Here is a 24,155-nt window from a genome sequence, read left to right as displayed (position 1 = left end):
CTACCCCGCCGGGCGGACGGTGGAACCGGCCAGCCGCGCGTACGCGGCGGGGTCGTGCGCGCAGAAGATGGTGATCTCGTGCCCGTGCGCGCGGTTGAGTTCGACCAGCCTGCGCCGGTTTTCGCGATAGGCCCCCTGGACGATCGAACCCAGTTCGTACAGCTGCCACATCAGAGGCGTGCGCGGCCCCGCCGGATCGATCTCGCTGTCCAGGAAGAAGGCGTCCCCCGCGTGCAGCAGCCAACCCCGGCCGGTATCGACCGCGACTCCCACGTGCCCGCGAGTGTGCCCGGGCAGCGGGATCACCAGGATCTCCGGCGGCAGGCCGGGCAGGTCGCGCACCGCGCGGAAGCCGAACCACTCGTCGCCGCCGTCCAATTCGTTGACCATCCACCGCGGTCCGTGCGACCACTGCAGGGCGCGGTATCGCATGCGCTCCGACAGGGTGCGACCGGCCGTGGCCGCGCGGAACTCCGGTCCGTGCACGTGCACCGTGGCCTCGGGAAAGTCGGCCAGCCCGCCCGCGTGGTCCAGGTCGAGGTGGGTGAGCACGATGTGGCGCACATCGGCCGGGTTGTAGCCGAGCCCCTGAATCTGCCGGATCGCGGTCTCGTGTTCGGCGAACTGCATCCCCAGCAGGAAGCGGCTCGGTCCCACCAGGCGCCCGGGCGTGCGCACACAGTCGAGCCCGAATCCGGTGTCCACCAGCACCAGACCGGCCCTGGTCTCGATGAGCAGGCAGTGATCGACCATGCCCATTCCCATACTGCCGCAATTGAGATGATGTATCCGCACGTCGAGAGCGTCCCAGACGCTCAGCCGCTGGTCAATCGCACTGGCAGCACGTCCGCGCGGCCCCCGCCGCGACTGTGCATCCTCACACCGGGCCTCCGTACGCCGAGACCGTAGCGGTGCCACGGCACGCCACGTTCGAACGCACGCCACGGCCCACGCGCCACCCACCGCAGTGACGAGCCGTCTACACCGGTCGCTGCCCCCGGACGATCTCCGCGAGCTGTTCATAGTCCTCGGTGCGCGCGGTCGACCCGCGAAACACCAACCCCAACGTGCGTCCGGGTGCGGGTTGAGCGAAACGCGCGATATCCAGTGTGCCCCGGGCGGTCTCGGCCGCCACCGCCATCTCGGGAATGAGCGTGACGCCCAGTCCGCCCGCGACACACTGCACCACGGTAGCCAGCGAGGCCGCCCGGGTATCGCCGACCGAACCCGGCCGCACCTCCTCGGACCGGCACAGGTCCAGCGTCTGATCGCGCAGGCAGTGCCCCTCGTCGAGCAGCAGCAGCGGCAGGCTCTCCAGGGCCGCCGGGGAGACGTCGGCGCGCCCGGCCAGTTCGTGCCCGCGCGGCGTGACCAGCACGAATTCCTCTGTGTAGAGCGGTATCTCGACCAGTCCGGCCGCCTCGCTCGGCACCGCGACCAGCGCCACGTCCAGCACGCCGGTGCGGAGGCCGTCCAGCAGCCGCGCGGTCTGATCCTCGATCACGTGCGGCACCAGCGCGGGCAGTTGCCGCCGCAGCTCCGGCAGCAAAGTGGGCAGCACGTACGGAGCGACCGTGGGGATGAGGCCGAGCCGCAGCGTGCCGCCCAGGCCGTCGCCGTTCGCGGAGGCGACGAATCGGTCCGCGGCCTCCAGTGTCGCCATCGCTTGCGGCAGTAGCCTTTTGCCCGCCGCGGTGACGAGCACCCGGCGCGTGCTGCGCTCGATGAGTTGTAGTCCCAGCCCGTTTTCCAATGATGCCAGCGCCTGCGATAACGTGGGTTGGCTCACAGATAGCCGGGCGGCCGCCGTGCCGAAATGGCGATACTCCGCGATCGCCACGAACGCACGCAGCTGTGACAGGGTGGGCTGATAAGTCTGATCAGTCACGCCTATCAGTCTAGTGCGACTGATCACCTTTACCTTTTATCACCCTCCGGGCAAGATCGACCGCGAACACCAGTACGACCCACCCCGGCGGCTTCGCCGCCCTACCACCCCTCGCACGGCAATCGAAGACAAACGAAGAAGGAGAAAGCATGGCCCTGCTGACCATCGGCGACCAGTTCCCCGCCTACAACCTCACCGCGGTGATCGGTGGCGATCTGTCCAAGGTGAATGCTCAGCAGCCCGACGACTACTTCACGCGGATCTCGAGCGACGACCACGCGGGCAAGTGGCGGATCGTGTTCTTCTGGCCGAAGGATTTCACCTTCGTGTGCCCGACCGAGATCGCCGCGTTCGGCAAGCTGAACGAGGAGTTCGCCGACCGTGACGCACAGGTGCTCGGCGCGTCGGTCGACAACGAGTTCGTGCACTTCCAGTGGCGCGCCCAGCACGAGGATCTGAAGACCCTGCCGTTCCCGATGCTCTCGGATCTCAAGCGCGAGCTGGCCGAGGCCACCGGCGTGCTGAACGCCGACGGCGTCGCCGACCGTGCCACCTTCATCATCGACCCGAACAACGAGGTCCAGTTCGTGTCGGTCACCGCCGGTTCCGTGGGCCGCAACGTCGACGAGGTGCTGCGCGTGCTGGATGCGCTGCAGTCCGACGAGCTGTGCGCGTGCAACTGGAAGAAGGGCGACCCGACCATCAACGCCGGCGAGCTCATGTCGGCCGGGGTCTGAGGAGTTTCGCAGTGTCCGTTGAGAATCTGAAGAATTCACTACCCGAGTACGCCAAGGACCTCAAGCTCAATCTGTCGTCCATCGCGCGCTCGACCGTACTGAGCGAGCAGCAGCTGTGGGGCACCCTGCTGGCCACCGCCGCCGCCACCCGTTCGGCGAGCACGCTGCGGGAGATCGCCGAAGAGGCCGCCGACACGCTGTCGGCGGAGGCCTACAACGCCGCCCTCGGCGCCGCCTCGATCATGGGCATGAACAACGTGTTCTACCGAGGCAAGGCCTTCCTGGAGGGCCGCTACGACGACCTGCGAGCCGGGCTGCGCATGCAGATCATCGGCACCCCCGGCGTCGACAAGGCGGATTTCGAGCTGTGGTCGTTCGCGGTGTCGTCGATCAACGGCTGCCAGCACTGCCTGGAGGCGCACGAGCACACCCTGCGCGAGGCAGGCGTCTCGCGCGAGGTGATCTTCGAGGCCCTCCGCGCCGCCTCGATAGTCGCGGGCGTAGGCCAGGCCGTCCAGACCACGGAAATCCTGGCCACCGCCACAATCTGACAACGCACACGAAAAGTGCCCTGCCCCACCACAACTGGGGCAGGGCACGCACTCTTCCGCTCACTACCGCAGTCCGGGCGCCTTGCGCCCGGACCGCGGGTTCGCCGCGGGTAGGCTGACGAACCATGGGCACACTCGAAAGCGACAGCACGCAGGTCGAGGTGGTTAGGGTCTTCACCGATGCCGCGGGGCGATTCGGGAACCCGCTGGGCATCGTCCGCGCCGCCGATGTCGTCGACATCGACCACCAGGCGCTGGCCGCCCGCGCCGGGTACAGCGAGACAGTGGTCGTCGAACAACCCATCGAGGACTCCGCGCGGATGCGCATCTACACCCCGACGGTCGAACTGCCGTTCGCCGGGCATCCGACGGTCGGCACCGCGTGGTGGCTGTCCGAGCAGGGCACGCCGGTGAAGGTGCTGGAGGTCCCGGCCGGGCCGGTGTCCGTCACCCCGGTCGAAGGCATGACCTGGGTACAGGCCCGCGCCGAATGGGCGCCCGCGTTCACCTTTCACGAATTCGACGACGCCGAGGTGCTCGCGACCCTGGACCCGGCCGACTTCCCCGAAGGCAAACACTACGTATGGGCCTGGACCGCCAAGGACCGCGGCGCCGTCAGAACGCGAATGTTCGCCCCGGCCATGGGCATCGCCGAGGACGAGGCAACCGGCGCCGCCGCCATCGCCCTCACCGCCCAACTGCGCCGCAGCCTGATCATCACCCAGGGCGAAGGCTCCCAACTCTTCACCGAATGGGATTCCGACGGCTGGGTCCGCCTCGGCGGCCGCACCATCGCCGACCACCCGGTCATCCGCTAGATCAGCGTGTCGGGCGGCTCAGCGGCGTTGGGGTTCAGCCTGCCGCTGCGGCGATGAGCATGTAGGTGGTGCCGAGGTCCATGACGATGTGGGGGATGAGGGCGGTGCGGCCCGGGGCGTGCGGGAGGGCGTGGCGCAGTGGGTTTTTCGGGCCGGGGGTCAGCATCAGGACGGCGTCGAGGGTGAACAGGGCGGCTAGGAGGAGCATCGGGACCGGTGGTGCGGCGTGGTGGCTGCCGTGCTGGTGACCCGACATCGCCCACAGCATGGCCGCGGCGGCGATCACGTGGTAGACGAGCGGTAAGACGTGTTCGGTCGCCGCTGTTCGAGTGTCGGTCCGGCGCCGCAGGATCCGGCCCGCCAGCAGGCCCGCGTAGACGACCACCAACGCGGTCAGCACGCCCTGGACCGCCGCGGGCGTCGCCCCCGCGGGGAATACCAGCATGGCCAGCATGACCAGGCACATCAGCAGGTGCGCCGCGTCCGACTCGCGGTCCAGGACGCCGTCCGAAACGTTCACTCCCCCAGCGTCATCCACGCACTCCGCACCCGCGGCCAGCAACCTCGCCGCCACGATCACGGCGGCCACCACGAACGCCGCCACCACGCCCCAGCGCAGTGCGTCGTACTCCATCACGAAACCGCCCACACCCCACCACCTCTCACCGACGAGCCGGTCTGTCCATGCTCGCACCCGCCGTCGCGGGGTAGCCACCGTTTCACCGCGGCCACCACCGCCCCGAACCTGCCTCAGCGCTGCCTGTTCGCGCCGTTGCCAATAGAGACCGCCCCAACCCGCGAAACTCATCACCCGACATCGGCGACAATCCCCCGGCGGCGATCGGCGCGAACCGCACCGGACGACTCCGATGTGCGACCGGATCGCGGTATTGCAAGCCGAACATCGGATCAGCCCACACCTTGGTCGGCGACCACGGCGTTCGGACGATGGCCGCGCCGCCAACCGATCGATCGAACTACCGAACTCGGCAGCCGGTGTCGGCAACGCATCCATCGGTGCGGACCGACCTCGCGCACACCGCCCGCACGTCTTCGGGATGCTGCGGCCTATTTCGGCGCATTGCGCACCGCAGCAGAACGCGCACCACCGACACGGGCCGCCCGCTACCGTGCCGGTATGCGAATCGTGCCGGACGACCTGACCTCGGCGGCGGTGATCGCGCTGCTCTCCGAGCACCTCGGCGAGATGCTGGCGCACTCGCCCGAGGAGAGCATGCATGCGCTGGATCTGGACGAGCTGCGCAAACCGGAGGTCACCTTCTGGTCGGTGTGGGACGGTGACCGGCTGGCCGGATGCGGGGCGCTGAAGGAACTCGATCCGACGCACGGCGAGATCAAGTCGATGCGCACCGCCGCCGACCACCGGGGCCGAGGCGTCGGTTCGCTGTTGCTGCGGCACCTCGTCGATACCGCCCGCGCGCGGAACTATCGACGCCTGAGCCTGGAAACCGGTGCGCAGCAATTCTTCTCACCCGCCCGCCGGCTCTACGAGCGGCACGGATTCCGCCGCTGCGGCCCGTTCGCCGAATACCTCGAAGACCCCAACAGCATCTTCATGACCCGGGAACTCTGACCCGGGGGATGTTCCGCATCCGATGGACCCGGAATCGCGCGAGCCGACCTCATCCGCCCCGATAGTCGTATCCCGCGACCATGGCTACGACGATCCGCCCTTCCTCCGGACCCGCCTGACCCGACTCGCCGTAGTCGCGCTCTGGGCATGGCTCGGTTGGCATTTCCTGGCCCGCCAGCGCCTTGTCCGGACGGGTTGCCGGTGGTCCGGGCGTGCCACGAGCAACCAAAAGCCTCCGTCGGGAGGTCGGGCTCCGGAACGGTGCGCGGATCACGGTCGGGCGATGCGGGTTTCGCGGTCGGCGTCAGCCCAGAGCGCGGGCGAACGCCGCCGCCAGCTCGGCGACCTGGGACTCGGTGATCACGAACGACGGCGAGATCTGCAGCGCGCCCTGCCCGGCCGCGCGGCCCGAAACGCCTTGCGCGCGCAGGGCCTTCACCATGGCCGGACCCTCGGACGGGTCGGCCAGCTGCACCGCGGCCACCGCGCCGAGACCGCTGCGCACCTCGGCGACGCGCGGATGGGCGGCCAGCGGCGACAAGTGCTCGTGCAGCAGCGATTCCAGGTTCTTGCTGGCGTCCAGCAGATTCTCGCGCTCGATGATGTCGAGGTTCGCCATCGCCGCGGCGGCCGCCCCCGCGTGCCCGCCGTAGGTGTAGCCGTGCCGGAACCATACGCCGCCGGAATAGAACGGCCCGGCCACCCGCGGCGCCACGAATACCGCGCCCATCGGCAGATAGCCGGAGGTGAGTCCCTTCGCGGTGGTCATCATGTCCGGCTCCAGGCCGAATCGCGAGGAGGCGAACCAGGATCATGCCGTGATAGGCCAGGCGCCTGCCGACGATCAGCGTCTTCTCCGGTCGGCCCCGTTCGTGCCAATAGCGGCGGGCCAGCTTGGCGGCGGTATCGACGGAGTCGGACCCGCCCGACGTGAACATGATCTTGCTGCCCGGCACCGGTGCCAGCTCCGCCAGTCGCTCCGCGAGCTCTTGGGTCACCGGCGCGGTGAGGTCGCCGAAGTTCGAGTAGTGGGCGAGATCGGACAGCTGGGCGGCCACCGCCTCGGCGATCTCGCGGCGTCCGTGGCCGACATTGGTGAACCAGAGCCCGGCGGTCGCGTCGAGATAGCGGGCCCCGGCCCGGTCCCAGACGTAGGCGCCCTCACCGCGGGCGACCACGAACGCACCGTCGCGCTCGACGGCCCCCATATCGGCGAACCCATGCCACAGCGCACCCATCTCGGGCTCCTCTCTCACACAGTCCGGCCACGGTGTGGTTGTCCGTGCCCGATCGCGATACCCGTCTGGGTGGAGGCGTATCCCCAAGCCGCCGACGAAATCGCGAGCCGATCCGTGGCCAGACGACCGAGGCTCCGCCGGCACCGCGCCCGCCAGCCTACCTGCGCCGACGACCCCCATCGCGCTCGGAGGCCGCCGCTCCCGGCGCGGCCGCGGCAGGCGGCTCCTTGCGCGCGAACAACACCCCCAAACCGGCGACCGCGGTCGCCAGCAGGGCGAAGACCACCGCGAGCACCACCAGCCCGATCAGCAGCGAGATATATCCCTGACCCCGCGGATCGAGGAACGGGTACGGATACCAGTCGACGATCGCGCCGCGGATGAGGCTGTACACCCCGTACACCGCCGGATAGATCAGCCAGCCGCCGATCAGCCGCCCGGTGACGCCCAGCCGCGCGGGCACCAGCAGCCAATCGGTTACCAGCACGATCGGCAGCACCCGATGCATGACGTCGTTGATCCACTGGTCCGACAGCATCACGTCGATATTCGCCAACAGCACCGCGTACACGACGCCGGTGATCAGCAGATACAACGCGCTCGCGCCGCGCACCCGTTGCCAGCGCCGACCGCCCGGATCCCGCAGGCCGCCGATCAGCAGCACCACCGCGCCCAGAATGTTGGACTCGACGGTGAAATAGCTGAGGTAGTTGCCCAGCGAGAAGTCCGCTACGCCGATATTGCGCACGGGGATCCAGACCAGCGCGACAACTCCCAGCACGCCGAACGCGATGCGCAGCCCCCGCACCCACGGCGGCGTCCTTGCCCCGGTGATCATGATCCGATCTTCGCACGGCGATTCGCGCCATCGCGGAATCTCGGCAGACTCGCGGCAACACCCGACACCAGCGCGAATCGCGACAGCTTCCGGAGCACGCGGGCAGCGCGCAGATCAGCCCTACCGTTCGGGATCAGGACGGGCCCGCGAGCGGCTCCCGTCGCCCGCCACTCCGCCCTCGATCGGCCGGTCGGCGCAGCGCAGCGACGGTAGCGGCGCTGAAGGCGCGCACCCGCGCCCGGAGGAACGCCGCGGTCCCCAGCAGCAGCGAGACGAGGCGCAGGGCACGGACCCACATCGGCGTTCCCGAACCGGCGACCATGACCCGATGGTCGCATACCGATCGGTCTTCAACCAGCGGCGACGGGCGATAGCAATCAATCGGTAACCTTCCCGCGGCGACCGGGACTGCAGGTCACGGCCCCGACTTCGCTACGCTGGTTACCGCAATGACCAGGACCGCCGCCCTTCCCCGCGAGCTCCGCACCCGCCTGTCCGATCTCTCGATCCGCGACGAACACCGGCTGCGTCGCCGCCTCGACAAGGCCCGCGGCGACGACCTCGGCCGCGTCGAGGCCGAAATCACGGCCGCCGAACAGCGCGTCGCGGCCCGGCGTGCCGCCGTCCCCCACATCGCCTATCCCGAGCAACTGCCGGTCTCCGCCCGGCGCGAGGACATCGCGAAGGCGATCGCCGAGAATCAGGTCGTGGTGGTCGCCGGGGAGACCGGCTCGGGCAAGACCACGCAGATCCCGAAGATCTGCCTGGAGCTGGGGCGCGGCATCCGCGGCACCATCGGACACACCCAGCCGCGCCGGCTGGCCGCGCGCACGGTCGCCGAGCGCATCGCCGAGGAGCTCGGCACCGAACTGGGCGACGTGGTCGGCTACACCGTGCGCTTCACCGACCAGGCCTCCGAGCGCACCTTGGTCAAGTTGATGACCGACGGCATCCTGCTCGCGGAGATCCAGCGCGACCGGATGCTGCGCCGCTACGACACGATCATCATCGACGAGGCGCACGAGCGCAGTCTCAATATCGACTTCCTGCTCGGGTACCTGAAGCAGTTGCTGCCCAAGCGGCCGGACCTCAAGGTGATCATCACCTCGGCGACCATCGATCCGGAATTGTTCGCGCGGCACTTCGGGGAGCCGGGCGAGCCCGCGCCGATCGTCGAGGTGTCGGGTCGGTCGTATCCGGTGGAGCTCCGCTATCGCCCACTGGCACTGGAGGTTTCGGCGCCCTCGGAGGACGACGAGGACGACGATCCGCGCATCGTCGATCGAGATCCGGTGGACGCCATCGGCGATGCGGTCACCGAATTGCTCGCCGAGGGCGACGGGGACGTTCTGGTCTTCCTGTCCGGTGAGCGCGAAATCCGCGATACCGCAGACGCGCTGCGCGACCTGAAGCTTCCCCGCACCGAGATCCTGCCGCTGTACGCGCGACTGTCGGCGGCCGAGCAGCACCGAGTGTTCCAGTCGCACACCGGACGTCGCGTGGTGCTCGCCACCAACGTGGCCGAGACCTCGCTGACCGTCCCCGGCATCCGCTACGTCGTCGACCCGGGAACCGCGCGCATCTCCCGATATTCGATGCGCACCAAGGTGCAGCGGCTGCCGATCGAACCGATCTCGCAGGCCTCGGCGCGCCAGCGCTCCGGCCGCTGCGGCCGGGTCGCCGACGGCATCTGCATCCGGCTGTACTCCGAGGAGGACTTCGACTCCCGACCGCAGTTCACCGAGCCGGAGATCCTTCGCACCAACCTGGCGGCGGTCATTCTGCAGATGGCCGCGCTCGGCCTCGGCGATATCGAGAGCTTCCCGTTCGTCGAGCCGCCCGACCGCCGCGCGATCCGCGACGGCATCGCACTGCTGGAGGAACTGGGCGCGCTGGCGCGCAAGCCCGAGGCCGGGCACGACGAAGATGTCTCCCCACGATCGGGCAGGCGCAGTCGCCGTCGCCAGGAGGTCATGGTCGGTGACCTGATGCTCACGCCGGTCGGCCGGGAGATGGCGCAAATTCCGGTCGACCCGCGCATGGGCCGAATGCTGGTGCAGGCCAACCGGAACGGGTGCCTGGCCGAGGTGCTGGTGATCGTGGCGGCCCTGTCGATTCAGGATGTGCGCGAGCGGCCCGCGGAGTTCCAGCAGGCCGCCGACGCCAAGCACGCGCGGTTCACCGTGGCGGGTTCGGACTTCCTGGCCTACCTGCGCCTGTGGGACTATCTGCGCGAGCGGCGGAAGTCGTTGTCGTCCAACCAGTTCCGGCGGATGTGCCGCGAGGAGTTCCTGCACTACCTGCGGATGCGGGAGTGGCAGGACCTGCACGGCCAGCTCCGCACCATCACCAAGGGCCTGGGCTGGAACAGCGACGGCGCGATCGCCCCGATGGACCCCGAGGCCGACGGCCTGCCCTGGGATTCCACCGCGATCCACCAGTCGCTGCTGGCGGGCATGCTCTCCCACATCGGCGTCCGCGAGGCGGAGACCCGCGAATTCCTGGGCGCGCGCAACGCCAAGTTCATGATCTTTCCCGGATCCGCGCTGGCCAAGAAGCCGCCGCGCTGGGTGATGGCCGCCGAACTGGTCGAGACGTCGCGGCTGTGGGGCCGGATGGCCGGTCGCATCGAGCCGGAGTGGGCCGAGCGGCTGGCCGGGGATCTGGCGAAACGCAGCTATTCCGAACCGCATTGGTCCTCCAGGCGCGGTGCGGCGATGGCATACGAACGGGTCACCCTGTACGGCATCCCGCTGGCTGCCCAGCGCCGCGTCGACTTCGGCCGCATCGATCCGCAGCTGTCGCGGGAGCTGTTCATCCGCCACGCCCTGGTGCAGGGCGAGTGGCAGACCCGGCACGAGTTCTTCCACCGCAACCGCGAATTGCTGGACGACGTCGCCGATCTGGAGAACCGGGCGCGGCGGCGCGACATTCTCGTCGACGACCAGGTGCTGTTCGACTTCTACGACCGGCGTATCCCGGCCGACGTGGTGTCGGTGCGGCATTTCGACAGCTGGTGGCGCAAGGCCCGGCACGAGAATCCGGATCTCCTCGATTTCTCGAAGTCGACGGTGGTGAACGAGGACGCGGCGCGGCTGGATCCGGCCGCGTTCCCCGACAGCTGGCGCCAGGGCGAGCTGACCCTCGGGCTCACTTATCAATTCGAGCCCGGCCAGGCCGATGACGGTGTCACCGTGCACATTCCGGTCGCGCAGTTGGCGCACGTGCGCGCGGTCGGATTCGACTGGCTGGTGCCCGGCATGCGCGAGGAGCTGGTGGCCGCGTTGATCAAGACGCTGCCGAAACACCTGCGGCGCAGCGTTGTTCCGGCCCCGGACTTCGCCAGGGCGGCGCTCGCGCGACTCACTCCGCGCGCGGAACCGCTGCGGAGCGGCCTGGCCCGGGAGCTGTCGCAACTGGGCTCGGTGACGATCGGCCCCGCCGACCTGGACCCCGCGGCCCTGCCCGACCACCTGCGCATGACCTTCGCCGCCACCGCCGCCGACGGCACGGTCGTCGACCGCAGCAAGAGCCTGGCCTCGCTGAAAAACACACTCGCCGAACAGGTTTCGAAATCTGTGGCGCGTGCCACGGCGGCCGCCGAGCGCGCACCGGCCACGGTCTGGACCTCGGAATCGCTGGGCACCCTCGAGCCCACGGTGCGCCGCGAGGCGGGCGGGCAGACCGTCATCGGCTATCCGGCGCTGGTGCCCGAGGGCGAGGGGGTCGCGGTGCGAGTGCTGTCCTCGCCCGCCCAGCAGGCCGCGGCCATGCGTGCCGGAACCCGCGCCCTCGTGCTGCGCGAGCTGCCGTCCTCCACGCGGGCGGTCACCGCCGGACTGTCCCCCACCGACCGGCTCGCGCTCAGCCAGAATCCGTACGGCTCGCTGGACGCGCTGGTCGAGGACTGCCGCGCGTGTGCCGCCGACGAACTGATCGCCGCGCACGGCGGGCCGGTCCGCAGTCCCGACCGGTTCCGGGCGCTGGTGGACGCCGTGCGTCCGCAGTTCTCGAATGCCGTCGCGCGGATCGTGCGACTGGTGGTGCCCGTGCTCGCCGAGGCGCACCGGGTGCGAGCCGCGCTGTCGGGCATCGCGGACCGCGAGATCGGCGACGATGTCGCCCACCAGCTCGACGAACTCGTCTTTCCCGGGTTCGTCCGCGAGTTCGGCAGCACCCGGCTGCGCGAACTACCCCGCTATCTGCAGGCGGCGACGCTGCGTCTGGAGGCGCTGCCCGCCTCCGCCGATCGCGACCGCCGCGGCATGGCCGAACTGGACCGCGTGCACGCCGCCTATCAGCGATTGCTCGACGCGCTGCCGGAGGCCCGCCGCACCGCGCCCGATGTCACCGAAATCTGGTGGATGACAGAGGAATTGCGGGTCAGCCTGTTCGCCCAGCAACTCGGTACGCCGTATCCGGTGTCGGCCAAGCGGATCGAGAAGGCGATCGCCGCGGTGCGCGCGACTCCCGTCCGGCAGCCGCCGCGGCGCTGACCGGACCGGCGCTCACTCCGCGCCGGCGGCGACCGCGTGCTCGGTGCGGTGGCGGCGCAGATCGGCGATCTCGCGCTCGAAATCCTCGGCGGAGCTGAAGGATCGGTAGACCGACGCGAAACGCAGATAGGCCACCTCGTCCAGATCGCGCAGCGGGCCCAGGATGGCCAGGCCGACCTGGTGGCTGGGCACCTCCGGAGATCCCGTGGCCCGGACCGCGTCCTCCACCTGCTGTGCCAGCAGGTTCAGGGCATCGTCGTCGACTTCGCGGCCTTGGCAGGCGCGGCGCACCCCGCGAATCACCTTCTCGCGGCTGAACGGCTCGGTGACCCCGCTGCGCTTCACCACCGATAGGAGCGCGGTCTCGACGGTGGTGAACCGCCGCCCGCATTGCGGGCAGGCACGACGGCGCCTGATGGCGGAGCCTTCCTCGGCTTCGCGCGAGTCGACGACCCGGGAATCCGGGTGTCGGCAGTACGGGCAATGCATCCGAGATCCTTCGTCGATGCCTGCATCGGTCTACAGCGACGCGGTCGCTCGTCGCCGAATGGGTCCAGCGCAATGCTGTTTCATATACAGCAACACCGAGGATACTCCCAGGACCTGGAACAAGGCGGGGTGCACCCCCGGATAACCCCCGCTCAGACCGTAACCTGCCACTGACTGGTGAGGTCGGCGATCAGGTCGGGCAGGCGCCGCAGCAGCCGACCGGCAGCCAGTTTCTCCGGGAACGGCTCGGCCAGCACGGGCCGGGCAAGGGCGGGAGCGGCCTGCATCTCCGCATAGCGCGGCACCAGATCGGCGACGATATAGGCCCACCGGGTATCGCGATCGGCCCAGTTGAAATCGGGCATCGGCGTGCGCAGCGACATCCGGCGGCCGCCGACATCGGCGCTCAGCGTGGTCGGCGCGTAGACGCCCGGGGCCCGCACGCCCGGAACCGCCGCCTTTCCGGCCACCGTGCTGACGTAGGTCAGGACGCGGCCCATCTCGCCGCGGCCCTGCGAGGTGGCGTCCCACTGGTCGGCGATGATCTGGTTCTGCTCCCGGTCGGTCATGCGCAGCAGCGCGTCGTCGTATCCGGCCGCGGTGCCCGAGTCGATGGAACGCCATGCGGCGACGGCGTTCTCGTCGAGCACCCCGGCCTGGTACAACTCCTCGACGGCGGGCAGGCCCTCGGCCACATAGGCCTCGTGCATGGGCACCTGGTCGATGAAGATGTGCTTCTGCATCACCATCAGGCGGCCCTGGTACCAGACCAGGTCGGCGGCGGTCAGCCGCGAACCCTCGGTGGCCAGCAGGCGCAGATCCGCGGGGGCCAGGCGCACCAACTCGGGCGGGGTGTGCCGCAGCAGATCGGCGACCACCCTGCCCAACTCGTGGATGCCCGGCACACTGACGACGCCGCCGACATCGCTCATATCGAAGAATCCGGAGGCGAACGATCCGCCCGCCAACCCGGCCAGCCCCGCCCAGTAGAACTCCGGATGCTGATTCGTCAGCCGCAGATAGTTCACGTACACCTGGGTGAAGGTGCGGGAGTTGGCCGCTACGCCCCGGGCGGGTTCCCAGCCCGCCAGGTCGATATCGGCGTTCGTGGCCGCGGTCACCAACCAGTACTGATGCAGGAGCGTGGCGTAGCGGCGCGGGGCCACACCCGCCTCCCGCGCCTGCTCCACGGCCGCGCGGAGCGTGGGAACGTCCAGCGGCAGTGCGGGATTGAGCCCGCCGCCACCCGCACCGTCACCGTTGATCGACGGTAGGTCCAGATACGCCGCATAACCGGGCTCGGCCGTCACGGCGGGAGCAGTCACCAATCCGAACAGCAGGCACACGAGCAGTGCGGCCGTCCGGGCGAGCGGGCGCAGCCCGCGGGTGAGGGAGGTGGGTCGCGTCATCGTGCATGCCCTCGAAATCGATCGTCAGCGAGTGTCGCCCAGGTCACATTTCGAGCACAGTAGCAACCAGTTTCAGTAGTCGATCAACAAATTCGGCCACACGTCTCCGCGCTCACTCCCGGTCGGCCGGGACGATCAACGTCCGCCCCGACGCCACCTCGGCACTGGGCAACCCGTTGAGTTCCACGATCTTTCGCACGGTATCGCGCACCGGATCCGCGGGCGCCACGCGCGCGGCCAGCTCCGACAGCGACTCCCCCTCCTGAACCCGCACCACCGCTGTCGACGCCGCGGCCGGAGCGCCCGCACGCAGGTGGGCCAGGCCCAGTAGGCCGCATACCACCGCGGCACTCACCAGCGCGGCGACCGCCAGTGTCGCGAAGCCCATCTGCGCCCGCTCCACCCGGTCGGCCGCGTGCGGGCCGTGCGACAGCTCCACCCGCGGCCGCTCGTAGCGCACCAGCGCCGACCCGGGCCGAGTACCGCGCGGACGACGGGTATCGCGTACGAGCCCGGTACCCGAACGCGCGGGCAGCCGCTGCGGGCGCGGCACTGTGTCGAAGCCCAGATCGGTTTCGGCGGTATCGAATTCGCTGACGGCGGTGCGCATCGGACAGACCTCCAGGTGGGTGCGGGACGGGAACCCTGTGCGTGAGGAGACTCGGTATTCGGTTCGGTCGGTCGGGGAGACCCTGTTTTCGATCATGTGTTCGAAGAACTGATGTTCGATTCTTACCACGGGGCACCGACAAAGTCACCACTTTTCGCGACATGCGTCGAACAGATGTTTGAAACCTGGTGGCGAGCGGACTACATTCGAACTCACGAAATCCGGTGAGACCCAAGACGAGCGCCCACAGGCCGGTTCACGGGGCGCGGAGGACCAAGTACATCCATGAACGGAGGACGGCGACCGTGAGCGAGCTTGCGAGCGAACCGACGACCCAGCGCGCCTCGCGCACGACGGGGCCGAGCGTCAGCGAGGTGCAGTCGTGAGCGAACGCACGGAGGGTCACCACGACGTGGACGACCCTGCCACCGAGGCCGACAGCGCCGAATCATCCGGCACCGCGGCGGATCTCACCGTCCGCCAGCGCAAGGTGCTCGAGGTCATCCGCACCTCGGTCAGCGAGCGCGGCTATCCGCCGAGCATCCGCGAGATCGGCGACGCGGTCGGCCTCACCTCGACCTCCTCGGTCGCCCATCAGCTGCGTGCCCTGGAGCGCAAGGGCTTCCTGCGCCGGGATCCGAATCGCCCGCGCGCGGTGGACGTCCGCGGCCTGGACGAGACCGCGGTGCGCGCGGTCGGCACGGTGACCAACCTGCGCCCGATGGAGACCGAGCCGGGCGACCAGCCCGCCCCCACCTATGTTCCGGTGCTGGGCCGCATCGCCGCCGGTGGGCCGATCCTGGCCGAACAGGCGGTGGAGGACGTGTTCCCGCTGCCGCGCGAACTGGTCGGCGAGGGCTCGCTGTTCCTGCTGAAGGTCGTCGGCGAGTCGATGGTGGACGCCGCCATCTGCGACGGCGACTGGGTGGTCGTGCGTCAGCAGAACGTCGCCGACAACGGCGACATCGTGGCGGCGATGATCGAGGGCGAGGCGACGGTGAAGACGTTCAAGCGCGCCGGCAAGCAGGTCTGGCTGATGCCGCACAACCCGCTGTTCGAACCGATTCCGGGGAACGACGCCCAGATCCTCGGCAAAGTGGTCACGGTCATCCGCAAGATCTGAACCGGGTCAGCGGGTGACCACCGCGGTGGCGCGGCCGACGGTATGCGTGGTGAAGTCCCCGTCGGCGCGGTTCTCGCACAGGACCCGCACCACGTGCCGCCCGGCGGGCACCGGGCCGGATTCGAGGTCGACGCCGCCCGCGGCATTCACCGTGCGCCACGGTCCGTCGATATCGCGAGCCGCGATCTGGCACGCGTAGCCGGGCCGCTCCCTCGTGACCCGGGCGGAAATGGTTGCGCCGCCACGATAGTCGACGGTCGGCGCCGTGGACGCGGGGTCGGCGCCGGCCGTCACCAATCCGGCGGCCGAGACCGCGCACAGCACCGCGCGGAAGGCGAGCGGGCAAGGTCGCTGCATTGCCTCATCGTCCACCCATACCCATGAGAATCCCGTCAACCTGCCCGGGTGTCGCCGGCAGCGTTCGAGCGCCCGCCGTCCCGGCGCACCCTTCGGGAACCGTCCCAGGGTGCTCTCGAGTTACCTGGCCGAGACGGCGCTGGGCCGCACGTGGGCCGGGCCGTGGGCGACTTCGCAGTGCGCGGATGGCTGTGCGCCGAGTTCGATCAGTTCCGGCTGGGCGTGGTCGACCTGGAGCGTGGCGTGCTCGATGTGATGGTCGTGGGCCAGCCGGTGGGCCAGCTCCTCTCGCACGGCGTGGCAGTCGCGGCCGGGCTCGACCAGGACGTGTGCCGACAGCGCGGGGGAACCGGACGTGATTTCCCAGATGTGCAGGTCGTGCACCTCGACCACGCCGTCGCGGGCGGCCATGTCCTGGCCGATCGCGGTCGGATCGAGGTCGGCGGGCGCGGCCTCTAGGAAGATGCGGCTCGACGCGCGCACCAAACCGATTCCGGCCCGCACCATCAGCGCGACCACCACCAGCGTGGCGATGACATCGGCGCGGGCGAAACCCGTCAGCACGATGACCACGCCCGCGACGGCGGTGGCGATGAAGGCGAACAGGTCGGTGAGGATGTGCTGAAAGGCGCCCTCGACATTCAGGCTGCTGCGGTTCGCCCGCGAGATCATCCAGGTCGCGGCCAGATTGACCACGATGCCGACCAGAGCGGTGCCCAGGACCAGACCGCCCGCGACCTCCGGCGGCTCCGCCATCCGTCGAATCGCCTCGTAGGTGAGCCAGGCCGCCAGCAGCAACAGCGTCAACCCGTTGGCCTGCGCGGACAGGATCTCCACCCGCTTCCAGCCGAACGTCATCCGACCAGCGGCGGGGCGCGCGGCCAGCCGGATGGCCCACAGCGCCAAGGCGATCGAGGCGGCGTCGGTGAGCATATGCGCTGCGTCGGACAGCAGCGCCAGCGATCCGGCCATGACACCCACCACGACCTCGCCCAGCATGAACAACACGATCGCCGCCAACGCCCCGGCCAGCCAGCGCTTATCACTGTCGGGCGAGGCGTGCGCGTGCGAATGCGCGCTCCCCGACCGCGCATGGTCGTGTGCGTCTCCTGCGCCCATCGTGTTCCCCTCTCGCTCGTTCGGGCCGTCCGCGATCATATGCACACATCGCTATGTAAGCAAGCCGGTGCCCACCGAACACCGAGCCGACCACTGGAGCGGTGACCCGGAAAGCACCCTCAGCGGCCGGGATCGGTCGGCATCCGCACGCCCAGCTGCCGGTAGCGGGCAGCAGCGTCGCGCCGCCCAGCACGAAGTCGGCGGTCGACGTCGCCTCGCCGACCAGTTCCGCGACGGCCGAGTCCGCGCCGATATGCAACGCCCCGATCTCCTCGGCGTAGTCCGGGAACGCCGCGAACCACGCCCGGCTCCAAGCCAGCGTGCCCGCGACATCCAGCCGCAGCCCGGTCCCGGTATCGAACCGGTACCCCTCGGCACAGGTCCCCGCCCACGCCTCCCAGTCCTGCCCACTCCACGCCCGCTGCAGCGCGCGATAGGCCCGCCGAATCGAATCCACAACTCCTCCAAGACATTCGACCACTCATTCTAACTATACCTTATGATAGTCAGAGAACCTCCCGCCAGCGCGCTTCGCACACCCCGACGGGCGGCGGCCGGGAGGCGAGTTGATGGCGAAGGATCCGACGCCGCCGGGATGTGGGGCGCCGCCGCTGCCCGACCTCGGTCCGCTGCGGCCGCTGAGAGCCACTCACCTCACTGCACACCCCAATTGGAATCCGCTCGGAAATCACAGCCTCGCCGTACCGATTGGTCTGTCTTCTGTGGGCACTCGCTGTCGATGTCGATCAGCGGCCGGTATTTCGGGGCAGCGGTGTTGCGCGCCCGGCGGCGCATATCAACGGCGCACCGTCCATCCTCTCGCGAAAGGCATGCCGTGAACTCCCTTCCGCCCGGTCCGCCGAGCCCGGGAAAACGCAGCCGTCGATGCCATGTTCGAGATGTTGAACGCGCTGGCCGGAAGTGCTCTACAACTGCGCCGACGCCCGATACGGCGAGCCCAGCGTCGGCTGGGCGGCGGGTCACGGGATCCGGACACGCGGGGATGGCCCGTCCGCCCGAATCCCTCGAGGACCGGTAATTCCGTCGCTCGCCGATTGTTTTAACCCTTTCGGACATTCCCCGCGGGAAACGCCGAATAGTGCCGGATTCGCTATGCGAGTCGCCGCTGCGGTACGGTATACACAATCCGAGTAGATCCGTGTCCGTGCGAAAGGGCTGGCTCATGGCCAAGAAGGTCACCGTCACGCTCATCGACGATTACGACGGGAAGTCCAAAGCGGACGAGACCGTGCAGTTCTCGATCGATGGTGTGGCCTACGAAATCGATCTCTCCACGTTGAATGCCGGTAAGCTCCGGGGTTCCCTGGAACCCTGGGCCGATAAGGCCCGGAAGGTGGGCCGGGTGAAGTCGGGCGCGGTGGCCAAGCCGAAGTCCGCGGCCGACCGCGAGCAAACCGTGGCCATCCGAGAATGGGCGAAGAAACACGGCTACAACGTGTCGGCTCGGGGGCGAATTTCCTCCGAGATCGTTGCCGCCTATCACAAAGCCAACAAGTAACTCCGATCGGGCTTTGTCCTGGTAAAAGGGGTTCCGAGCCGGGCCCGGCCCACCGCGTCACAGGCGCGGGGGCCGGCCCGGCCGCGTTCCCGGCGCACCATGGCGCGGGACCGCCCCCGCGCGGGGGCCAGGGCGTGACGATCGCGAAGTTCGGATCCGCAGGGTGCCCAGCAATGCCGCACGGGTCGTGGTGACGGTGGCATCGGGCACGGGCAGTCCATCGTCCCGACGGCGGTCGTGGTGAATGAGCACGCCATTGCGGAGTTCAACGCGATGCACCCGGCCGTGATCGTCCGGAATCCGCCAGTCCGTGGTCACTCGAACGCCCCAGGCCCGGGGCCCATTGGTGCGCGGCGAGGCCGCGCCGAAGATTTGATCGATCGATAGCCCGGCGTGCATCGAACTGGGATCCGACTGGGTCGGGGTTCCGAACGATCCGTTGCGTAGTTCATAGGCGCCGGACAGAGAAAAGTTGCGCCACGTGGCGTTCTCGCTGCCATATCCGAGTTGTTCGAAGGTTGCCGCCCGCAGCAACCGCGTTTTCCGGTTCCCGGGGTCGGCGAACACGGCGTAGTTCAGCACCTGTGCGGCCCATCGGTAATCGCTTGCGTCGTAAGCCTTCTGGGCCTGCCGTAAGGCCGAATCGGCGCCGCCCATGGCGGCTACGTGACGTTCGGCCGACTCCACCGGCGGGTGTACCCACAGGTGCGCCGGATTGCCGTCGAACCACCCCATGTAACGCCGGTAGATGGCCTTCACGTTGTGACTCGCCGAGCCGTAATAGCCGTGTGTGAACCACTTTTCGGATATTCCACGGATCCGGTCGGCATCCCACACCGGCCAGCGATGCGAGGAAACACCAGATCCGATTGCCGCGCATAAAGTTCGATGGATTCGGTGGGATAGGCGGACCACACGTGCGGATCGCGCACCAGCACACCGCGCAGCGTGAGCAGATTGTGCAGGGTGTGGGCGGCGTTCTCCGCCGTGCAGAGAATGCGCCGGTCGGGGAAGGAGAAGTTCGTCTCCGGCCGCGCCGAATCCGAAGACGCCGCGGCGAGAGACGCCGTGCTCGTGCGGTGGGCCACTGTCACGATCTTCGTCATGCCCGAGCAGACCCGCCGCGCGACCACCGACGCCTTGCCGGAGGCGGTCGAGGACGGCGACTTCGCCCCACCAAGACCATCGCCACCGGGGGTGGGCGTGTCCGAGCGCAGCATCTTCGTACACTCCCCCCACCCGCGAGGACCTGCTGCAGGCAGCGGTCGACCAGCAGTCGAGCCGTGTGGAAACCCTGCTCGCCCAGGTGGATTCGCGGCCACCGCTCGATGAGCGCATCGCCGCCGCGGCATGTCGGAGCGAGACGGTGTACGCACTGCAGCGCCGCCCCGGATCATGGGTTTGCTGGAATCGCAGACCAATCCGGGGGCCGACGATCGAATGCGCCTGACCGACAGGCGCGTTCGCGACCACTTGGCCCGAATGTCCGCCCCCGAACTCGCCCGCGCCGACGGCGGGCCTGTGCCTGCCTGGCCGCACCGCCGGGACATTCGTGCCGGAGCGGCGGTAAGGCCGCCCCGGCACGACCACCTCAGGGAATGAGGAGCTTACCGAGGAAATCGGAGATCGTACCGATGAGCTGGCCGATGAAAATGGGGATCACAGCCTGGTCCTTCCGTTCAAGTTGCGGTTACCGATACTCCAGTCCTGGCAATTCACAAAGGAGTTGCAGGTACTGTTCGGTATTCGACGCGATGCACGGTGTGGATGGGCGCTGATCGGTTGCTGGGTGGTATGCGAAGGTCGTCCCGGCGGGCTCAGTCGGCGGCGCGCCCGGCGTCGAGGTAGGCCCGCAGCACCTCGCCGGGCACACGGCCGCGCGCGGAGACCGTGACGCCGTTCTCCCGCGCCCACTGCCGCGCCGCCGTCGACTGGACCGCGGTCATCGTCGTCGGTTGCCGGACGCCGGTCGCGGTGCGGCGAACCTTGCGGGCCCGATCGGCCCACTGTTGCACCTGCTCCCGCAGTCGAGCCGCATTGGCCGCCGACAGATCGATTTCGTAGGTCGCCCCGTCCAGCCCGAAGCTCACCGTCTCATCGGCCGTCGATTCGCCATCGAGGTCGTCTACGCGCGTAACCAGTACTCGATGTGCCACTGCGTGCTCCTTCGCACCCCATCCCCTGCACTTCCCCTCGTAGTCGTAACTTACTGAGCCGCGGAATGATTCGTGGCACCACTGGGAAACTTCACCAGTATGACCGGCAGAAATCGTGACCGGGGACAAAGCTCCGCACCCCGGTGGCGAACGGCCCCGCCCGCACGCCCCCGCTCGACCCCCGCAACATTCGGGCATGCGCATTGTCACAACGCCCTAGCCCGCGCCCAGGGAATTGTCACAACAATTCGACGACGTAATTCGGGCCCGCCGCGAAACGCGTATAGTGCACCGCACACTAGGGGTGGCAGCGCCCCTGGACGTCCTCGGAATTCAGCGGAAGAACCCGTTCTTGACCAGCGTCGGCTTTACCGGTTACAAATGAGTTCCCGCCGGTCCAGCTCCTTCGGACCGGCCCGCGAGAAGTGTACGAAGTTGGCTACCGACGTCATCGATGCGACCGTAGAATTGCCGGTCGCCATCACATCAGTGTGGAAACTACTCACGGATCCACAGAGCTATTCACGAATTTTCACCGGTATCGGCGCGTGCGATCGTCTCGAGACAATCGCCGGACATCCGCTGTGGCAGTTCCGGGTCGGCACCGGCGAGTCCGGCATCAGCACATTTTCGGCAACCTTCATGGTCGGGCGCGCCGGCGCGACCTTCGAACTGGAATGTGGGGCGACCGGCAGCTTCGCCGCGGTCCGCCTGCGCGAGACCGCGTCCGGCGACGGCACCCGGGTCACCGTCACCTTCTTCGCGCCCGGGCGGATTCACCCGGTGGTCGCGACGCTGCCGAACTCCGAGATCATCGCCTGGGCGGAGGCCGGTCTGGCGCGCCTGGCCGAATTGCTCACGGGGGCACCGACTTCGGTGGCGGTGAACGGCGAGGACACCCCGCTGCGGCGGCGCGCCGACGTGGCCCGCCAGATGGTGTCGACCGGCGTGGTGCGTACCTACCGGCCCGATATCGGGGTGCGGCAGTTCGGGCGGCTCGCCAAGTGGGGATTCACGCTGGCCGGCGGCTACGCGGCCGCGGCCGCGCACTCCCCGCATCGCCCCGCGGTCGTCGACGATCACGGCGTCCGCACGTTCGCCGAGATCCATGACCGCAGCCACGCGCTGGCCGCCGCGATGAGCGGGCTCGGGCTCGGCGTCGGGGACGCCATCGGCCTGCTGGCCCACAATCACGCCGGAATGGTCGAAACCATGGTCGCCGCCGGGAAACTCGGTGTCGACGTGGTGCTGCTCAACGCCGGGCTGTCGGCGCGGCGGATCGAGGAGATCGTGCAGCGGCACCGGCTCGAGCACCTGTTCGTCGACACCGCGCTGGAATCGCTGGTGCACTACCTGCATTCCGATATCCAGCGGGTGTTCCTCGACCGCGGGCCCGCCGGAGGCGCCACGATCGAGGATCTGATCGCCCTGGGGCACACCAGCTTCCGCAAGCCCGCGCGGGGCGGCCGCTTGATCGTGCTGACCTCGGGCACCAGCGGCACCCCCAAGGGCGCCCGCCGCCCCCACCCGAAGGGGTTCGGCACCGTCGCGGCGCTGTTGTCGCGCATCCCGTTCCGGATGCACGAGACGATGCTCATCCCCGCCCCGCTGTTTCACACCTGGGGCATGGCGGCCCTGCAGCTGAGCACGCCGCTGCGGGCCACGGTGGTGCTCCCGGAACACTTCGACGCCCGCGACACGTTGCGGTTGATCGCCGAAAACGAGGTCACCACACTGGTTCTCGTGCCGACCATGGTGCAGCGGATCCTCGACCTGCCCACCCACGTGCGGGCCCGTTTCAACACCTCCAGCCTGCGCATCGTGGCCAGCTGCGGCGCCCCGCTGGCCGGGGCCACCGTGCTGCGTTTCATGGATACCTACGGCGACGTGCTCTACAACATCTACGGATCCACCGAGGTCTCCTGGGCCACCATCGCCACTCCCGAGGATCTGCGCACCTCCCCCACGACGGCCGGGCGACCGCCCCTGGGCACCCGGATCGCGGTGCTGGGCGAGGATCACCGCCCGGTGCCCGTGGGCGCCACCGGCCGCATCTACGTCGGCAACCACATGCTGTTCGACGGCTACGTCAACGCGGCGCCGCCCGCCGAGGCGGAGGGCATGCTCGACACCGGCGATCTCGGCTATCTCGATGCCGCCGGGCGATTGTTCATCGATGGCCGCGACGACGAGATGATCATCTCCGGCGGCGAGAATGTCTTCCCGCGCCCCGTGGAGGAGGCCCTGGCGCACCTGCCGCAGATCACCGACGTCGCCGTTGTGGGCGTGCCGGACCGCGAATTCGGGCAGCGGCTGGCGGCTTTCATCGTCAAGCGGGAGGGGTCGGGTCTCGATCAGGACATGATCCGCACCTATGTCCGGCACCGGCTCAGCCGCTTCTCGGTGCCGCGCGACGTCACCTTCCTGTCCGCGCTGCCGCGCGGGGAAACCGGCAAGGTGCTCAAACGCCTGCTCACGGGAACGCCCGCCAATCAGTCGCCGTCGTGAACGCGCGTGCACTGTGATCACTCACCAAGCACAGCGGTAGAGGTATCCCGAAGTATCACGATCGATTGTGAAAATTGCCCTGGCGGATCTCGAAACGGTTACGGTATTACCGCAGTGCAGTTCACGGGGGTGGAAGGGAGTTCCCGATGTCCGTTGCCACTCCGGATAGACCGAGTCTCACCGTTTCCGGGCGGCCGATGTCGTCCCCGCTCAAGGACGTCTGGGCACTGTCGCGCCAGATGGTCGGTCACTTTGTCGAGAACGTCGCGCCCTGCGGCACGCTCCCCGGCGACGCCATCTACGGCGATGTCACCACCATCACCCGCACCTGCCTCGAACTGGCCGTGTCGGTACTCGACGGCAAGAACATCCCCGACAAGATCGAACGGCTGAAAGAGGCTGCGGCGCAATGGGCCCGCGAGGGCGTGCCGATCGATACCATCCACCACTCCATCCACGAAGGCTTCAAGATCGGTTTCGATCTCGTCGTCACGAGCGCCGCGACGAAGCACCGCGTCACCGATTCCGATGACGACGACACCGTGATGACGTTGAGCCTGGCCGATTACGAGGCGTTGATCGGCGGGGCGAAGCTCGTGGTGGAAATGCTCGACACCATGACCACCGCCGTCTCCACGGCGTACGTCCGCGAACTCAGAGCCGTCGTCTCCGAACACCACACCGCCGTCCACACCCTCACCTCCG

General features: G+C 68.7%; 20 protein-coding genes and 4 pseudogenes. 10 read left to right on the top strand and 14 right to left on the bottom strand.

What is annotated here, in order from left to right; all coding sequences use genetic code 11:
• Entirely contained in the window at positions 1-753 is a 753-nt protein-coding gene (locus tag ACYVLQ_RS29595) for an MBL fold metallo-hydrolase (RefSeq protein ID WP_460700824.1), read from the bottom strand.
• Positions 754-979: 226 nt separating this feature from the next.
• Positions 980-1,888 carry a hydrogen peroxide-inducible genes activator gene (locus tag ACYVLQ_RS29590; protein ID WP_460700823.1) on the bottom strand — a complete coding sequence of 303 codons (909 nt, stop codon included), beginning with the start codon at positions 1,886-1,888 and terminating at the stop codon, positions 980-982.
• A gap of 149 nt (positions 1,889-2,037) precedes the next feature.
• On the opposite strand from ACYVLQ_RS29590, the gene ACYVLQ_RS29585 reads away from it, so the two are divergent.
• From ACYVLQ_RS29585 to ACYVLQ_RS29575, 3 genes are all read left to right on the top strand, one after another.
• Positions 2,038-2,625: a peroxiredoxin gene (locus ACYVLQ_RS29585; RefSeq protein ID WP_460700822.1), complete on the top strand. Its 588-nt coding sequence runs from the start codon at positions 2,038-2,040 to the stop codon at positions 2,623-2,625.
• Positions 2,626-2,636: 11 nt separating this feature from the next.
• On the top strand, positions 2,637-3,176 hold the full coding sequence (locus ACYVLQ_RS29580) for a carboxymuconolactone decarboxylase family protein (RefSeq protein ID WP_460700821.1): 540 nt from the start codon (positions 2,637-2,639) through the stop codon (positions 3,174-3,176).
• Between the two features lie 125 nt (positions 3,177-3,301).
• Complete coding sequence (locus ACYVLQ_RS29575) at positions 3,302-3,994, top strand: PhzF family phenazine biosynthesis protein (RefSeq protein WP_460700820.1); 693 nt, start codon at positions 3,302-3,304, stop codon at positions 3,992-3,994.
• A 34-nt stretch (positions 3,995-4,028) separates the two neighbouring features.
• Here the strand turns inward: ACYVLQ_RS29575 and ACYVLQ_RS29570 are convergent, their stop codons facing one another.
• A complete protein-coding gene (locus ACYVLQ_RS29570; protein WP_460700819.1) occupies positions 4,029-4,643 on the bottom strand; it encodes a DUF5134 domain-containing protein in 615 nt (204 codons plus the stop codon).
• Between the two features lie 489 nt (positions 4,644-5,132).
• On the opposite strand from ACYVLQ_RS29570, the gene ACYVLQ_RS29565 reads away from it, so the two are divergent.
• Positions 5,133-5,588: a GNAT family N-acetyltransferase gene (locus ACYVLQ_RS29565; RefSeq protein WP_460700818.1), complete on the top strand. Its 456-nt coding sequence runs from the start codon at positions 5,133-5,135 to the stop codon at positions 5,586-5,588.
• A 22-nt stretch (positions 5,589-5,610) separates the two neighbouring features.
• Positions 5,611-5,754, top strand: a pseudogene (locus ACYVLQ_RS29560) (DUF6186 family protein); the annotation flags it as partial.
• 138 nt (positions 5,755-5,892) lie between these two features.
• Here ACYVLQ_RS29560 and ACYVLQ_RS29555 read toward each other — a convergent pair.
• The 3 genes and pseudogenes from ACYVLQ_RS29555 to ACYVLQ_RS29545 form a co-directional block, all read right to left on the bottom strand.
• Positions 5,893-6,826, bottom strand: a pseudogene (locus ACYVLQ_RS29555) (aminotransferase class III-fold pyridoxal phosphate-dependent enzyme).
• A gap of 157 nt (positions 6,827-6,983) precedes the next feature.
• Positions 6,984-7,664 (bottom strand): Pr6Pr family membrane protein, encoded by a 681-nt coding sequence (locus tag ACYVLQ_RS29550; RefSeq protein ID WP_460700817.1) that lies wholly within the window; start codon positions 7,662-7,664, stop codon positions 6,984-6,986.
• Positions 7,665-7,797: 133 nt separating this feature from the next.
• Complete coding sequence (locus ACYVLQ_RS29545; protein WP_460700816.1) at positions 7,798-7,986, bottom strand: hypothetical protein; 189 nt, start codon at positions 7,984-7,986, stop codon at positions 7,798-7,800.
• A 127-nt stretch (positions 7,987-8,113) separates the two neighbouring features.
• Between ACYVLQ_RS29545 and hrpA the strand changes: the two genes are divergently transcribed.
• On the top strand, positions 8,114-12,160 hold the full coding sequence (gene hrpA / locus ACYVLQ_RS29540; RefSeq protein WP_460700815.1) for an ATP-dependent RNA helicase HrpA: 4,047 nt from the start codon (positions 8,114-8,116) through the stop codon (positions 12,158-12,160).
• Between the two features lie 12 nt (positions 12,161-12,172).
• Here the strand turns inward: hrpA and nrdR are convergent, their stop codons facing one another.
• From nrdR to ACYVLQ_RS29525, 3 genes are all read right to left on the bottom strand, one after another.
• Positions 12,173-12,649 (bottom strand): transcriptional regulator NrdR, encoded by a 477-nt coding sequence (nrdR, locus tag ACYVLQ_RS29535; protein ID WP_460700814.1) that lies wholly within the window; start codon positions 12,647-12,649, stop codon positions 12,173-12,175.
• 152 nt (positions 12,650-12,801) lie between these two features.
• Positions 12,802-14,058 (bottom strand): hypothetical protein, encoded by a 1,257-nt coding sequence (locus ACYVLQ_RS29530; RefSeq protein WP_460700813.1) that lies wholly within the window; start codon positions 14,056-14,058, stop codon positions 12,802-12,804.
• 112 nt (positions 14,059-14,170) lie between these two features.
• Positions 14,171-14,668, bottom strand: coding sequence for a LysM peptidoglycan-binding domain-containing protein (locus ACYVLQ_RS29525; RefSeq protein WP_460700812.1), 498 nt, complete (start codon positions 14,666-14,668; stop codon positions 14,171-14,173).
• 412 nt (positions 14,669-15,080) lie between these two features.
• Between ACYVLQ_RS29525 and lexA the strand changes: the two genes are divergently transcribed.
• Positions 15,081-15,791, top strand: coding sequence for a transcriptional repressor LexA (gene lexA, locus ACYVLQ_RS29520; protein WP_460700853.1), 711 nt, complete (start codon positions 15,081-15,083; stop codon positions 15,789-15,791).
• 6 nt (positions 15,792-15,797) lie between these two features.
• Here lexA and ACYVLQ_RS29515 read toward each other — a convergent pair whose 3' ends face one another.
• The 3 genes from ACYVLQ_RS29515 to ACYVLQ_RS29505 all read right to left on the bottom strand — a co-directional run bounded on the left by ACYVLQ_RS29515 (position 15,798) and on the right by ACYVLQ_RS29505 (position 17,724).
• Complete coding sequence (locus ACYVLQ_RS29515) at positions 15,798-16,148, bottom strand: hypothetical protein (RefSeq protein WP_460700811.1); 351 nt, start codon at positions 16,146-16,148, stop codon at positions 15,798-15,800.
• Positions 16,149-16,268: 120 nt separating this feature from the next.
• Complete coding sequence (locus tag ACYVLQ_RS29510; protein ID WP_460700810.1) at positions 16,269-17,267, bottom strand: cation diffusion facilitator family transporter; 999 nt, start codon at positions 17,265-17,267, stop codon at positions 16,269-16,271.
• The gene (locus ACYVLQ_RS29505; protein WP_460700809.1) at positions 17,191-17,724 is read right to left on the bottom strand and encodes a nuclear transport factor 2 family protein; all 534 of its coding nucleotides are present in this window, start codon (positions 17,722-17,724) and stop codon (positions 17,191-17,193) included. Before ACYVLQ_RS29505 ends, ACYVLQ_RS29510 begins: the two co-directional genes overlap by 77 nt.
• Positions 17,725-18,450: 726 nt before the next feature.
• Here ACYVLQ_RS29505 and ACYVLQ_RS29500 point away from each other — a divergent pair.
• Positions 18,451-18,786, top strand: a complete 336-nt coding sequence (locus ACYVLQ_RS29500; protein ID WP_460700808.1) for a histone-like nucleoid-structuring protein Lsr2 — start codon at positions 18,451-18,453, stop codon at positions 18,784-18,786.
• A gap of 159 nt (positions 18,787-18,945) precedes the next feature.
• Here the strand turns inward: ACYVLQ_RS29500 and ACYVLQ_RS29495 are convergent.
• Together ACYVLQ_RS29495 and ACYVLQ_RS29490 are read right to left on the bottom strand one after the other, a co-directional pair.
• A pseudogene (locus tag ACYVLQ_RS29495) lies at positions 18,946-19,814 on the bottom strand (alkyl sulfatase dimerization domain-containing protein); the annotation flags it as partial.
• A 789-nt stretch (positions 19,815-20,603) separates the two neighbouring features.
• Positions 20,604-20,942 carry a histone-like nucleoid-structuring protein Lsr2 gene (locus tag ACYVLQ_RS29490; RefSeq protein WP_460700807.1) on the bottom strand — a complete coding sequence of 113 codons (339 nt, stop codon included), beginning with the start codon at positions 20,940-20,942 and terminating at the stop codon, positions 20,604-20,606.
• Positions 20,943-21,377: 435 nt separating this feature from the next.
• Between ACYVLQ_RS29490 and ACYVLQ_RS29485 the strand changes: the two genes are divergently transcribed.
• Complete coding sequence (locus ACYVLQ_RS29485) at positions 21,378-23,450, top strand: AMP-binding protein (protein WP_460700806.1); 2,073 nt, start codon at positions 21,378-21,380, stop codon at positions 23,448-23,450.
• Between the two features lie 146 nt (positions 23,451-23,596).
• A pseudogene (locus tag ACYVLQ_RS29480) lies at positions 23,597-24,155 on the top strand (PucR family transcriptional regulator); the annotation flags it as partial.

The sequence above is a fragment of the Nocardia thraciensis genome (assembly GCF_054782435.1).
The sequence above is the reverse complement of the archived record's forward strand: the minus strand, read 5'-3'. Positions and strand labels throughout refer to the sequence as shown.

Excerpts from the sequence above, each read along its gene's own strand:
- ACYVLQ_RS29550 (WP_460700817.1), bottom strand. The coding sequence starts at position 7,664 with ATGATCACCGGGGCAAGGACGCCGCCGTGGGTGCGGGGGCTGCGCATC.
- ACYVLQ_RS29595 (WP_460700824.1), bottom strand. The coding sequence starts at position 753 with ATGGTCGATCACTGCCTGCTCATCGAGACCAGGGCCGGTCTGGTGCTG.
- nrdR (WP_460700814.1), bottom strand. The coding sequence starts at position 12,649 with ATGCATTGCCCGTACTGCCGACACCCGGATTCCCGGGTCGTCGACTCG.
- ACYVLQ_RS29585 (WP_460700822.1), top strand. The coding sequence starts at position 2,038 with ATGGCCCTGCTGACCATCGGCGACCAGTTCCCCGCCTACAACCTCACC.
- ACYVLQ_RS29530 (WP_460700813.1), bottom strand. The coding sequence starts at position 14,058 with ATGACGCGACCCACCTCCCTCACCCGCGGGCTGCGCCCGCTCGCCCGG.
- ACYVLQ_RS29565 (WP_460700818.1), top strand. The coding sequence starts at position 5,133 with ATGCGAATCGTGCCGGACGACCTGACCTCGGCGGCGGTGATCGCGCTG.
- ACYVLQ_RS29510 (WP_460700810.1), bottom strand. The coding sequence starts at position 17,267 with ATGGGCGCAGGAGACGCACACGACCATGCGCGGTCGGGGAGCGCGCAT.
- hrpA (WP_460700815.1), top strand. The coding sequence starts at position 8,114 with ATGACCAGGACCGCCGCCCTTCCCCGCGAGCTCCGCACCCGCCTGTCC.
- ACYVLQ_RS29545 (WP_460700816.1), bottom strand. The coding sequence starts at position 7,986 with ATGGTCGCCGGTTCGGGAACGCCGATGTGGGTCCGTGCCCTGCGCCTC.
- ACYVLQ_RS29500 (WP_460700808.1), top strand. The coding sequence starts at position 18,451 with ATGGCCAAGAAGGTCACCGTCACGCTCATCGACGATTACGACGGGAAG.
- ACYVLQ_RS29575 (WP_460700820.1), top strand. The coding sequence starts at position 3,302 with ATGGGCACACTCGAAAGCGACAGCACGCAGGTCGAGGTGGTTAGGGTC.
- ACYVLQ_RS29515 (WP_460700811.1), bottom strand. The coding sequence starts at position 16,148 with ATGCAGCGACCTTGCCCGCTCGCCTTCCGCGCGGTGCTGTGCGCGGTC.
- ACYVLQ_RS29525 (WP_460700812.1), bottom strand. The coding sequence starts at position 14,668 with ATGCGCACCGCCGTCAGCGAATTCGATACCGCCGAAACCGATCTGGGC.